Raw genomic sequence first — 11,282 nt, forward strand, 5'->3', positions numbered from 1 at the left:
GCCGGTCGCAAACAGCGCGGTGGCGGTCGCGACGCCCGGCCGCTCCTCGCGGCGCGTCAACGCTTCGGTCGCAGCGGCGAACGCCACAGCGAGCAGAACTGCGAGAATGGCGAACGGGATCGAGCGATCGAGATGGGCGATGCGCGCATACAGCGCGATCAGCAGCGCCAGCGGCGTGAACACGCCGGCCGCCGACCACACCACCGCGACGGTTGGATTGCGCGAACGTCCCTGCACCAGGAAGCCGGCGCCGCCGAACACTGCGGCGAACAGGCCGGCCATGATGAGGTGCGAGGACTCGGACTCGCCGATCGGGCTCGGGCCCATGTCGGGCAGCGGGCCCGGCAGCACCAGCATGTCGGGATTGCCGCGGATAGCCCATTCGCCGAACACCAGAAACACCATCGCTGCCGCGGCACCGACGCTGCCGGCGGCCGCCGGCGCGCGCCAGGAGACGCCGAGGCTCGCCGCCACCAGCGCGGTAAAGGCGATCAGCGCGATGTCGTCATGGCGGCTTGCCAGCACGATCAGCATCGCGCCCAGCAGATAGACCGACAGCGCAACCGAGGAGACCGGTTCGATACCATCGTCGGCGGCATCGGGGCCAAATAGGAAGCCGCAGACCACGATCAGCGCGGCGAGCGCAAAGCCTGTGACAACGTGGAAGGCATGCGGTGCCACCATCGACAGGCCGCAATCCAGGCACGGCAGCGTCCACAGCAAGGCCAGCACGATGGTGGTGATCGCAAGCCAGCGCCACAGCCGCACGCGCGCCAGCGCGAAGGCCGCGGCCGTCACGACCGCGAGATAGACATAGAGCGCCCAGTAGTTCGGCTCGCCGGATGAGACCAGCGCGGGGGTGACGAACGCGGCCGCGATGCCGAGCCCTGCGAGTGCCGGGCCATGAAGCAGCGCCGCGGCGAGCGTGCCAAGCGCGACCATGCCGAGCAGGATGAAGGCCGCGGGCGGCGGCAGGAAGTCGTACAGCGCATACGCCGCGTAGACGGTGGCGAAAGCCACCGCCGTGCCGGCCGCGGTCAGCATCGCCGGAATGTTGGCGATGGGCAGCGCTGCGATCTGCGCGATGCTTTCGCGGCGCCGGCTCCATTCGCCGACCGCGAGTAGCGCTGCCGCAAACAGCGCCCCCAGCGCGACGCGGACTTCGGGGCCGACCAGGCCCGCCTCGATCGAATAGCGCACCAGGAAAAAGCCGCCGAGCGCCAATGTCAGCCCGCCGATCCACACCACCCAGCGGGTGCCGATCTGCTCCTCGAAGCCGGGTCTGGCCGGCGGTGGCGGCAGCGGCGGTGGAGCGGCCGAAGCATCGGTCTCGTCGGATGGCGCCGTGACAAGCGGTGCATCCAGCGTCGCCAACTGGCTTTCGCTTGGATCGGGCGCAATCGTCGCCTCCGGCGCCAAGGGAGCCTCGCCCGGCAGCGGTGGCGGCGCCGCGACCGCGGCTGTGGTGCCGGCTGCCGCAGCATGGTCTGCCCGCGCAGCTTCCAGCCTGTCGAGGCGGTAGCGTAGTTGCGAGGCTTCCGTGGAGGTCTTACGCGCAAAGATCAACGCGGCGATGGCGATCACCAGCGCAAGCAGATCGAGCGGCAAATCGAACATGGGGAGGCCGGCTTTCGAGGTCGACGCCAACACCTCGGTGTTGGGTGCAGCCGGGGAGGCCGCTTCAGGTTCAATGGCTCAATGCCGCGCGCGGACGCGCAGGCCCGGCGCCGGCCGTTCCTGCAGCACCTCGCGACGGAAACGAAACAGCGCGGCCGGCCGTCCTCCGGTTTGTGTCGAGGTCAGCCCGGTCGGTTCGACCAGCGCGGTGTTTTCCACCAGCCGGCGGAAATTCTGCTTGTGCAGATGCCGTCCGGAGATCGCTTCCACAGTATGCTGCAGTTCAGTGAGTGTGAATTCGTCTCGTAGAAGTTCAAACACCACGGGGCGGTATTTCAGCTTGGCGCGCAGCCGCGCGATGGCGGTGGCGAGAATGCGGCGGTGGTCGAACCGCATGGAGACGCCGAGCGAAGGCTGCGATTTGCGCGCCAAAGCCGCGGGCCGGCTGTCGCGGCGGGCCTCCTCGACCAAGCCGGCTTCGTACATCAACTCATAACGGTCGAGCACGCGCTCCTCGTCCCAGGGCGCCCCGTCGGTGCCGAAATAGAGCCGCACGCGATCCCGGCGCGACAGCGGGCGCGGCGGCGCGTCGGTCTCGCTTTGCGCGGCCCATCTGGTCAACTCGGGCAGGATGTCGCGCGCTATGATCTCAGGCGGCTGCTTGCGCCAGTCTTCCCACGGGAAGAAGCGATACCACGGCGCGAAGCTAGCGCCGGGCGTACGGACCGCCTCGTCGGTCACACGTGTCAGCGCCAGATAGCCGATCGAAGCGACATGCACCTCGGTGTCGCCGGGCTGCGCATGCCGGCCACGGTCGCCGAACGTATAGAGCTGTTCGACATAGCCGAGCCGCAGTCCGGTCTGCTCCTGCACCCAGGCGCGCAGGCCGATCTCGAAGGTGCGATGGCGCAGCGCGTCGAACGGGCCGAACGGCAGCCCGGTGAGGCCGTCATCGCCGGCTGCGGTGAGGATCAGCGGCTCGTTGCTGGTGATCTGGCTGTTCGCCTGACCCTTTACTTGGCCGTTCATCGCGACGATCGCCGCGGTCAGGCCGATCTCGATCGGCGTCAGCGGCTGATCGCTCATTCCAAATCGATGCGGAAGGGCTGACCTTCGGTCAGCATGTTGCCGGGGCCGATGGCGTCAAGCGCGCGCAGCATGCGCCCGTCGCGCCCCAGCGCCTTGTCGGCGAGGCTGACGATCAGGCGGTTGGGAGATGCGATTGGCGAGGCCGCGCGGATGCTTTGCGCGATCGCAAGCTCGTCGCGCCGCGGGTTGAGCGCGCAGGCCGCGGCAAAGGCGCTCGCGGTGGAGCGGCTGATGCCGGCATAGCAATGCACCACCAGCGGCGCGCCGCGGTCCCAGCCGCGCACGAAGGCCAGCACCTGCGCGACGTGATGCGCGCCGGGCGCGACGAAACCTTCCAGCTCCTCGGTGATGTCGTCCATCGACACTTTGAGGTGGTTCTCGGCCAGGATGGTGTCAGGCCGCACCACCTGCTCGACATTGGCCATCACCGTCAGCACGTGGCTGGCGCCGGTGCGGCGAACGGTCTCTGGCAGAGCGGCGAGCGAGCAGACGTGAATCATCGAAAGATCCCTTGTGCGGCGATTATAGGCCAGCGGGCAGGGCGGTGAAAGCCGGTTGCGCGGCGGGTTTGATGAGGTCTGGTGACACGTTTCGGCAGCGGCAGTGCACCCTCTCCCCTTGCGGGAGAGGGTGGCGAAATCGAACGCAGTGAGATTGAGCCGGGTGAGGGGTCTCTATCCGCGGAGACAGACCCCTCACCCGCCTTCGATGCTTCGCATCTCCGGCACCTTCTTCCGCAAGGGGAGAGGGTGCAGCGGTGCTTGCCGCGACAGCTCGATCTAACTAACAGCCCTCACACTTGCAGCTTGTTGAACCGCTCCAGAAACCGCTTCTCCGCCTTGGCTGCGTTCCACGGTGTCAGATAGTCCTCGCGCACATCGTCCGGCAGGCCGGGATCGCGGCCGAACAGCCGCTTGGCTTCGCTTTCCGAGAAGCCGGCCAACAGCGTCGCTTCCAGATAGGCCGCGCCGCGGTCGGCGGCCTTGATCTGCTTCTCGATCTCTGCTGCGAGCACCGGCGGCAGCGAGAAGCGGATGTGGATCGCGGCCAACAGCCGCTTCTCGATCGCCTTGTAGCCGTCGCCGAGCGCGGCCTTGAACGGCGAGATCATGTCGCCGATGACATATTCCGGCGCGTCGTGCAGCATCGCCGCGAGCCGCAGCCGGTCGTCGTCATCAGTATCCTGCGTGCACAAGATAGCCTCGACCAGCAAGGTGTGCTGCGCCACCGAGAAGATGTGCGCACCCGAGGTCTGGCCGTTCCAGCGCGCCACGCGCGCCAGCCCATGGGCGATGTCGGCGATCTCGATGTCGAGCGGGGAGGGATCGAGCAGATCGAGCCTGCGGCCCGACAGCATGCGCTGCCAGACCCGGTTCTGGCCGGCGGGGGCCTTGCGCGTACTCATTTGGCCTTGAGGCCGCTCGTCTTGAGCCCTGGATTCTTGAGCCTCGGCGCGCGGCGCTTGCCGCTGCAGCTGTCGTGGCAGAAGCAGGTGACGAGATGGTCGTTGACGAGGCCAGTCGCCTCCATGAAAGCGTAGACGATGGTGGGCCCGACGAACTTGAAGCCGCGTGCCGAAAGCTCCTTGGAGACCTTGGTCGAGAGCGGCGTCGAAGCCGGCACGCGGGCCGTGCTCTTGAACTGATTGACCAAAGGCCTGCCGCCGACGAAATCCCACAGGAATTTCGAGAAGCCCGGACCTTCCTCCTGGATCTTCAGCCAGCCCTTGGCGCTCAGGATCGTGCCTTCGATCTTGGCGCGATTGCGCACGATCCCGACATCGTTCATCAGCGCATGGATCTTCTTGTCGGTGTAGCGCGCGATTGTCTCGGGCTGGAAGTCATCGAAGGCTTTCCGGAAATTGTCGCGCTTGCGCAGGATCGTGATCCACGAGAGGCCCGCCTGGAAGCCGTCGAGGATCAGCTTCTCAAAAAGCGCGCGGTCATCATATTCCGGCACGCCCCATTCGGTGTCGTGATAGGCGACATAGAGCGGATCCTCGCCGGGCCACGGACAGCGCGCTAGCCCGTCGGCATGCAGACGTGCGGTGCCGCTCATGCCACGGTCTGCTTGGCCGGGGGTTGCAGGATGGCGGGATCGGCAATGCGCAAATCGCGGCCGCCCGCCGTGAGCGTCTGGCCGGCCGCGAGCGCGTCAGCGACGCGATCGATCCGGATCAGCGCGATGGCTGTCTGTCCCGCTGCCGCGCCAAAAGTGCCGACGCTCTTGTCGCCCGCCATGACCGGCGTGCCTGGCTCAGGCGCCGGCCCGTCGAGAAGCACTTGTGCCGCGCGGGTGCGTGCGGTGCCACGATGATGCATGCGGCTGACGACTTCCTGGCCGACATAGCAGCCCTTGCCGAGATCGACGCCGTGCAGCAGGTCCATGTTGGTCTCGTGCGGGAAGGCATCGCCATAGGCGAAATCTAGCCCGCCGCGCGGCACCGCGTGGGCGATTCGGTGCGCGTCATAGGCACTGGCGTCGACGAACTCGGCGCCGAGCTGTTTAGCGATCGCAGGCGCTTCAGCCTCAGGGCTCAGAATACGCCAGCCGAGCGCCGCCTGCCGCGGATCGGCAAAGGCACGCTCCGGCAGGTCTGCGATGTCGCCGTCCCAGGCGGCGATCACACCCATACGATCCGAGAGATTCTCGATTCCGACCTTGGCACGGAGCTTGTAGAGTTTGAGCTTGTCGGCAAGCGGCTGCGCCAGCGCGCGCGGGCAATCGAGCAGAAAGCGCTCGGCTGCGTCTGAGCGCGCCTGCAGGATCAGGAAATCCACTATTATCTTGCCCTGCGGCGTCAGCAATGCGCCGAAGCGTGCGCGGCCCGGGGTGAGCTGCGTGACGTCGGTGGTGAAAAGCCCGTTCAGGAACTTGCGGGCATCCTCGCCTGAGACCTCGACCACGCCGCGGTCGGGCAGAAACGCGGCCTTCATTTGCGGAAAAACCTCTTGCCTCGTATGAGTCCGGAACGTATGCCGCCCCGGCACAAACGACAAGGTCCGCAGTTGCGGGTACGGAACACACCATGACCCAGCGTTTCGACGTCATTCTGAAATCCGGCACCGTGGTCAATCAGGACGGCGAAGGCATCAGGGACATCGGCATCAACGACGGCCGCATTGCCGAAATCGGCAATCTCGGCGACGCCTCGGCGGCCGAAGTGGTCGACTGCAAAGGCCTGCATGTGCTGCCCGGCGTGATCGACACCCAGGTGCATTTCCGCGAGCCTGGCCTCACCCACAAGGAGGACCTCGAAACCGGCTCGCGCAGCGCCGTGATGGGCGGCGTCACCGCGGTGTTCGAGATGCCGAACACCAATCCGCTGACGGTGACCGAGGAGGCCTTCACCGCCAAGGTCGCGGCCGGCCGTCATCGCATGCATTGCGATTTCGCCTTCTTCATCGGCGGCACCCGCGAGAATGTCGATCAGCTGCCCGTGCTGGAGCGCGCCGAAGGCTGCGCCGGCGTCAAGGTGTTCGTGGGCTCCTCGACCGGCTCGCTGCTGGTGGAGGATGACGACAGCCTGCGCCGCATTTTTCAGGTGATCCGGCGCCGCGCCGCTTTTCACGCCGAGGACGAGTATCGGCTCAATGCGCGCAAAGGCGAGCGCATCGAGAACGATCCGCGCTCGCACCCGGTATGGCGCGACGAGGCCGCGGCGCTGCTGGCGACCGAACGGCTGGTCAAGCTCGCGCATGAGACCGGCAAGCGCATCCACGTGCTGCACATCACGACCAAGCAGGAGATCGCGTTCCTGCGCGACCACAAGGATGTGGCGTCCGTCGAAGCCACACCGCATCACCTGACCATGGCCGCGCCCGAATGCTACGAGCGGCTCGGCTCGCTGGCACAGATGAATCCGCCGGTGCGATCGGCGGAGCATCGCGATGCGATCTGGCGCGGCATCGAGCAGGGCATCGTGGATATTTTGGGCTCCGACCATGCGCCTCATACGCTGGAGGAGAAGGCCAAGGCCTATCCCGGTTCGCCCTCCGGCATGACCGGCGTGCAGACCCTGGTGCCGGTCATGCTCGATCACGTCAATGCCGGGCGGCTGTCGCTGCAGCGCTTCGTCGATCTCACCAGCGCCGGCCCCGCGCGGCTCTACAACATCGCCTGCAAGGGCCGCATCGCCGCCGGCTACGACGCTGATTTCACGATCGTCGATCTCAAGCGCAGCGAAACCATCACCAATAAATGGGTGGCCTCGCGCGCCGGCTGGACGCCCTATGACGGCCTGCGTGTCACCGGCTGGCCGGTCGGCACGGTCGTCCGCGGCAAGCGCGTGATGTGGCAGGGCGAACTGATGACGGCCTCGCGTGGTGAGCCCGTGCGGTTCCTGGAGACGCTGAAGGCGTAAGTGCTCCCTCTTCGTAGGATGGGTTGAGCGAAGCGATACCCATCGTCAGCATCCGCAGCGAAAACCGTCGATGGGTTTCGCTGCGCTCTACCCATCCTACGCACCGGCGATTATTCCCCAGTACCCATAAAATATTCCCATCACCTGCTGTTGCCTGCCGCATTGCCGGCAACGTAGCCTGCGATGCATCGATGCGCGCGGATTCTCGCGCCAACAAAACAACAATCGACCGGGAGGCATCCAATGAAGAAGCTCGCAACCGGGCTGTGTGCGATAGCGCTGCTCGCCACCGCCGTGCAGGCGCAGACGGTGAAGGATTTTCTCGCGGCGGTGATGCCGAAATGGACCGCGCCGTTCGAACCGTTCCGCCTGATCGGCAACATCTATTACGTCGGCACCGACGGCATCGCGGTCTACGTCATCAAGACCTCCGACGGCCTGATCCTGATGGACACCGCGGTGCCGCAGGTGACCGGCATGATCAAGGACAACATCGCCAAGCTCGGCTTCAAGGTCGCCGATATCAAATATATCCTGAACAGCCACGCGCATTTCGATCACACCGGCGGCTTCGCCGAGCTCAAAAAGGAGACCGGCGCGCAGCTCATCGCCGGCGAGCGCGACAAGCCGTTGCTCGAAGGCGGCTACTATCCGGGCGACGAGAAGGACACCGACATCAGCTTCACGCCGGTCAAGGTCGATCGTGCCGTGAAGGAGGGCGACAAGGTCACGCTCGGCGACACCACGTTGATCGCGCACGACACGCCAGGCCACACCCCCGGCTGCACCAGTTGGGAGATGACGGCCAAGGAGGGCGACAAGGACCGTGACGTCCTGTTCTTCTGCTCGGGAACAGTGGCGCTGAACCGGCTGGTGGGCGAGCCGACCTATCCCGGCATCGTCGACGACTACCGCGCGACCTTTGCCAAGGCCAAGGCGATGAAGATCGACGTGCTGCTCGGGCCGCATCCGGAAGTCTATGGCATGCAGGCGAAGCGCGCGCAGATGAAGGACGGCGCGCCGAACCCGTTCGTCAAGCCCGGCGAACTCGCCACCTACGTCTCGGGCCTCGAGCAGGATTTCGACAAGCAGCTCGCCAAGCAAACCGCGGCGATGACGAAGTAGCCGGCGACTTCGCATCAGGAGCCGGAACGGCTCTTCTTCATGCGGTCGTCTCCAAACCACTGCTGTCATCCTCCGCGAAGGCGGAGGATCCAGTATTCCAGAGACAGCCATGTCGATCGAGAAGCCGCGGCGTACTGGGTCATCCGCTTGCGCGGACAATGACAGGGGAATGCAAATCTGATTGCCGAATGCGCGGTTAGGCTGATGACGGTCGAACAGTGAGCTGCGTTACTGCGTCGAGCGCATCAGCGAGAACTCGCCGTTGCGCACGCGCGTCGCCAAGCCCTCGGTGAACTTGCCGACCGCGTCCTCGCCATAGGTGCCGACCAGCTCGGCCAATGCGGCGAACAGGCTGGCCTGGGCCAGGCAATCGCCGTCGACGCCGTCGTGACGCGCCTCCGCCCAGGCCTCGTTGAGATAGCTGAGGGCGGCCTGCTTCTGCTCGTGATCGGGCAGGGCGTCGCGGGCGAGGCTGTGATGCACGGGATGGCTCATGGATGCGGGCGAGGAACGGTGATGCGTCGGGTCCGGGGCGGATGCGCCGGATCGCTGCAAGGTTTACCACGCGGAATGCCGACGCCTAGACGGTTCTTTAGGAAAGGTTAACGAGCTCGAACAACATCGCTCGCGACTGTGGATGTCTGCTCTGCGCCCATCAATTGGCGTAGCGCGCGGTGAGGTCGCGCGAGATCTTCGCGCCCTCGTCGACGTAGCGGCGGATCGCGACCAGCGCCGCCGGCGTGCAGGTCCGGTAGGTCTGCTGGAAACCGTTATAGCCGCGGTTGAAGCCGGCGATCATGCGCGCGCGGCGCTCGCCCGAGGGCGTCTCGGCATCGACCAGCGCCTGCATCTCGTTGCGCCATTTGTTGCCGTCGTTGTTGCCGCAGATGCCGCGGAGGTAGTGCAGGGTGCCGAGGATCTCGGCCAGCCGCTGCAAATCGCCGTCGAATGGCGCAGCCGCGTCCTCGGCGCGCGCGGGAGCGAGCGCGCAGGCTGCGACGAGGAGAACGACAGCTGGAAGGCGTTTGAACATGAGGGGAACCACAGCCCGTCATATGCCCTTCCCGTGAGCAGGACGCAAGACGGAGCTAGACCAGCCTGCGGGCGGCCGCGATGATCTCGGGCAGGCCATCGGTCAGCGGCAGGCCGTCGAGCGCATCCGGCGCACGCCACTGGAAATCATCGAGCTCGTCATTGAGCCTGACCTCGCCGGCGCGCCAGCGCGCCGCAAACGACATGATCACGAAATGACCGCCGCGGCCGGAACCGCCGGTTTGGGCCGGCAGCACCTCACGCCAGCCCGCAAGGCCGATGATATCGACTGCAAGGCTAGTCTCCTCGTCGATCTCACGTGCCAGCGCCGCATGCAGCGTCTCGCCGAATTCGACCCGGCCGCCCGGCAGGCTATAGACGCCCAGCGCCGGCATGCGGGCACGGCGCACCAGCAGGATGTCGCCGTCGCGGAAGATCGAGGCGCTGACCGCAAGCTGGGGGCGGATGAGGGGGGCGTCAGTCATCACGATGCTCCGGTTGCGAGGCGCCGGAACAGTAGCAGGTCAGAGGCCGCCCGACATGATGACGTCGACGGTGTCGACCGCATCGACCTCGGTCGCGTCAGGAACCGGCGCGATCTCGACCTCGCCATTGATAACGCCGCCGACCTGCGTCACCAGCGGCTTGATCCATCCGGCGGCCTGCTCGGCGAGCTTGGCGCGGGTATTGTCCTGCGTGGCCTGCTGCATGGCGGCGCCGACCGCGAGCAGGATCTCGGTCATGGTCTTGGTGAGGTGGTCGAAGCGGCCGCGGATCTCCGGATCTGCCTGTGCGTAAGCGTCGATGACGAGATCGCGGGCCTTGAAATTGGTGGCTGTGAAGTGCTCGGCATAGGAGAGCGGTTTCCAGGTCAGGAAATCCTCGGCGCATTCCGGAATATCGGGAATCATTTCGAGCAGCATGATCGCTTCGTTGAAATGATTCAGGTAGTCGGTAGCGAGCCCGGTGCGCGGATTGATGTTGGCCGCGCGCAGCAGGGCAGCACGGGCCGGATCAACGGCACCACCTGGTCGCGAGAGCGTGCGATCGGATTGCACAAGTTGTGAAGCCGCGGTCATCCGCCGCAGTGTTGGCATTTGGGGTTAAAACAGGCTGAACATCAGACAGATCGAGCGACATTATGTGCGGCCGTTTCGTCATCACGTCACCACCCGAGGCTCTACGGCAGATATTCGGCTATGAGGAGCAGCCAAATTTCCCGCCGCGGCACAACATCGCACCGACCCAGCCGATTCCGGTGGTCATTCTGGACCAAGGCAGGCGGCATTTCCGGTTGATGCGCTGGGGCCTGGTTCCAGCCTGGGTCAAGGATCCTCGTCATTTCAGCCTGCTCATCAACGCGCGCGCCGAGACTGTGCGCGAGAAGCCGGCGTTCAAGAATGCCATCAGGCGGCGGCGCGTCCTGGTTCCCGCCGACGGCTATTACGAATGGCAGGAGACGGGGGGTCAAAAGCGGCCGTTCTTCATCCATCGCGGCGACCGCGCGCCGCTCGGATTCGCTGGCAAGGCCGAGACCTGGGCGGGCCCGAACGGCGAGGAGGTCGACACGGTCGCGCTCGTCACCACCACGGCGAGTCCGGATCTGGCAGGCCTGCATCACCGCGTGCCGGTGACGATCGCGCCTGACGATTTCGAGCGCTGGCTCGATTGCAGCGCTGATGATGCCAACGAGGTGATGCGCCTGCTCGGATCGCCGGAGGAAGGCATCTTCGTCTGGCATGAGGTGTCGCGGCGGGTGAATGCGGTCGCCAATGACGACGCGCAGCTCGTGCTTGCAATCACAGACGCAGAACGCGCGGCGGAGCAGGTGAGCATGTCGGCGAAGAAAGCCGCAAGGCCAGCCGCGCCGCGAAAGCCGCAGGTCGATGACGGGCAAGGAAGTTTGTTTTGATAGGAAAGTTGCAACAGCAAAAGGTGTCATCCTCCGCGTATGCGGGGGATGGATTCACGGTTGAAGTGCAACGGTTGATTTGAGTTCAGAGAATGCCTCGGCGGGTGTTCTGAAGTCCAGGCATTTGCGTGGGGTATTATTGAG

General features: G+C 65.6%; 13 protein-coding genes. 3 read left to right on the top strand and 10 right to left on the bottom strand.

Annotated features, from left to right (window positions below):
- The 6 genes from WA702_RS17705 to WA702_RS17730 form a co-directional block, all read right to left on the bottom strand.
- The coding region (locus WA702_RS17705; RefSeq protein WP_425111831.1) for a DUF2339 domain-containing protein at positions 1 to 1,617 on the bottom strand (1,617 nt) is incomplete at its 3' end.
- 78 nt (positions 1,618 to 1,695) lie between these two features.
- Positions 1,696 to 2,703, bottom strand: coding sequence for an NUDIX hydrolase (locus WA702_RS17710; RefSeq protein WP_425111832.1), 1,008 nt, complete (start codon positions 2,701 to 2,703; stop codon positions 1,696 to 1,698).
- Complete coding sequence (locus tag WA702_RS17715) at positions 2,700 to 3,206, bottom strand: tyrosine phosphatase family protein (protein ID WP_425111833.1); 507 nt, start codon at positions 3,204 to 3,206, stop codon at positions 2,700 to 2,702. Before WA702_RS17715 ends, WA702_RS17710 begins: the two co-directional genes overlap by 4 nt.
- Before the next feature lie 293 nt (positions 3,207 to 3,499).
- Positions 3,500 to 4,111 (bottom strand): YfbR-like 5'-deoxynucleotidase, encoded by a 612-nt coding sequence (locus WA702_RS17720; protein WP_425111834.1) that lies wholly within the window; start codon positions 4,109 to 4,111, stop codon positions 3,500 to 3,502.
- A complete protein-coding gene (locus WA702_RS17725; RefSeq protein WP_425111835.1) occupies positions 4,108 to 4,764 on the bottom strand; it encodes a DNA-3-methyladenine glycosylase I in 657 nt (218 codons plus the stop codon). The genes WA702_RS17720 and WA702_RS17725 overlap by 4 nt, the downstream gene beginning before the upstream one ends.
- Positions 4,761 to 5,642: a YgfZ/GcvT domain-containing protein gene (locus WA702_RS17730; protein WP_425111836.1), complete on the bottom strand. Its 882-nt coding sequence runs from the start codon at positions 5,640 to 5,642 to the stop codon at positions 4,761 to 4,763. The genes WA702_RS17725 and WA702_RS17730 overlap by 4 nt, the downstream gene beginning before the upstream one ends.
- 92 nt (positions 5,643 to 5,734) lie before the next feature.
- Here WA702_RS17730 and WA702_RS17735 point away from each other — a divergent pair, with 92 nt between their 5' ends.
- Positions 5,735 to 7,069 carry a dihydroorotase gene (locus WA702_RS17735; protein ID WP_425111837.1) on the top strand — a complete coding sequence of 445 codons (1,335 nt, stop codon included), beginning with the start codon at positions 5,735 to 5,737 and terminating at the stop codon, positions 7,067 to 7,069.
- A 243-nt stretch (positions 7,070 to 7,312) separates the two neighbouring features.
- Positions 7,313 to 8,194, top strand: coding sequence for a BJP family subclass B3 metallo-beta-lactamase (gene blaBJP / locus WA702_RS17740; RefSeq protein WP_425111838.1), 882 nt, complete (start codon positions 7,313 to 7,315; stop codon positions 8,192 to 8,194).
- A gap of 228 nt (positions 8,195 to 8,422) precedes the next feature.
- On the opposite strand, the gene WA702_RS17745 is transcribed toward blaBJP, so the two are convergent.
- The 4 genes from WA702_RS17745 to WA702_RS17760 all read right to left on the bottom strand — a co-directional run bounded on the left by WA702_RS17745 (position 8,423) and on the right by WA702_RS17760 (position 10,284).
- Complete coding sequence (locus tag WA702_RS17745; RefSeq protein WP_425111839.1) at positions 8,423 to 8,689, bottom strand: hypothetical protein; 267 nt, start codon at positions 8,687 to 8,689, stop codon at positions 8,423 to 8,425.
- Between the two features lie 160 nt (positions 8,690 to 8,849).
- Positions 8,850 to 9,227 carry a TIGR02301 family protein gene (locus WA702_RS17750; RefSeq protein ID WP_425111840.1) on the bottom strand — a complete coding sequence of 126 codons (378 nt, stop codon included), beginning with the start codon at positions 9,225 to 9,227 and terminating at the stop codon, positions 8,850 to 8,852.
- A 55-nt stretch (positions 9,228 to 9,282) separates the two neighbouring features.
- The gene (locus WA702_RS17755) at positions 9,283 to 9,711 is read right to left on the bottom strand and encodes an NUDIX hydrolase (protein WP_425111841.1); all 429 of its coding nucleotides are present in this window, start codon (positions 9,709 to 9,711) and stop codon (positions 9,283 to 9,285) included.
- Positions 9,712 to 9,750: 39 nt separating this feature from the next.
- The gene (locus tag WA702_RS17760) at positions 9,751 to 10,284 is read right to left on the bottom strand and encodes a hypothetical protein (protein ID WP_425111842.1); all 534 of its coding nucleotides are present in this window, start codon (positions 10,282 to 10,284) and stop codon (positions 9,751 to 9,753) included.
- Between the two features lie 83 nt (positions 10,285 to 10,367).
- Between WA702_RS17760 and WA702_RS17765 the strand changes: the two genes are divergently transcribed.
- Positions 10,368 to 11,138, top strand: coding sequence for an SOS response-associated peptidase (locus WA702_RS17765; protein WP_425111843.1), 771 nt, complete (start codon positions 10,368 to 10,370; stop codon positions 11,136 to 11,138).
- The last annotated feature ends 144 nt before the right edge of the window (positions 11,139 to 11,282 follow it).

The organism is Bradyrhizobium sp. (assembly GCF_049798375.1).
Classification (GTDB): Bacteria; Pseudomonadota; Alphaproteobacteria; order Rhizobiales; family Xanthobacteraceae; genus Bradyrhizobium.

Coding starts and splice junctions, on each gene's coding strand:
- WA702_RS17710 (WP_425111832.1), bottom strand. CDS start 2,703: ATGAGCGATCAGCCGCTGACGCCGATCGAGATCGGCCTGACCGCGGCG.
- WA702_RS17715 (WP_425111833.1), bottom strand. CDS start 3,206: ATGATTCACGTCTGCTCGCTCGCCGCTCTGCCAGAGACCGTTCGCCGC.
- WA702_RS17720 (WP_425111834.1), bottom strand. CDS start 4,111: ATGAGTACGCGCAAGGCCCCCGCCGGCCAGAACCGGGTCTGGCAGCGC.
- WA702_RS17725 (WP_425111835.1), bottom strand. CDS start 4,764: ATGAGCGGCACCGCACGTCTGCATGCCGACGGGCTAGCGCGCTGTCCG.
- WA702_RS17730 (WP_425111836.1), bottom strand. CDS start 5,642: ATGAAGGCCGCGTTTCTGCCCGACCGCGGCGTGGTCGAGGTCTCAGGC.
- WA702_RS17735 (WP_425111837.1), top strand. CDS start 5,735: ATGACCCAGCGTTTCGACGTCATTCTGAAATCCGGCACCGTGGTCAAT.
- blaBJP (WP_425111838.1), top strand. CDS start 7,313: ATGAAGAAGCTCGCAACCGGGCTGTGTGCGATAGCGCTGCTCGCCACC.
- WA702_RS17745 (WP_425111839.1), bottom strand. CDS start 8,689: ATGAGCCATCCCGTGCATCACAGCCTCGCCCGCGACGCCCTGCCCGAT.
- WA702_RS17750 (WP_425111840.1), bottom strand. CDS start 9,227: ATGTTCAAACGCCTTCCAGCTGTCGTTCTCCTCGTCGCAGCCTGCGCG.
- WA702_RS17755 (WP_425111841.1), bottom strand. CDS start 9,711: ATGACTGACGCCCCCCTCATCCGCCCCCAGCTTGCGGTCAGCGCCTCG.
- WA702_RS17765 (WP_425111843.1), top strand. CDS start 10,368: ATGTGCGGCCGTTTCGTCATCACGTCACCACCCGAGGCTCTACGGCAG.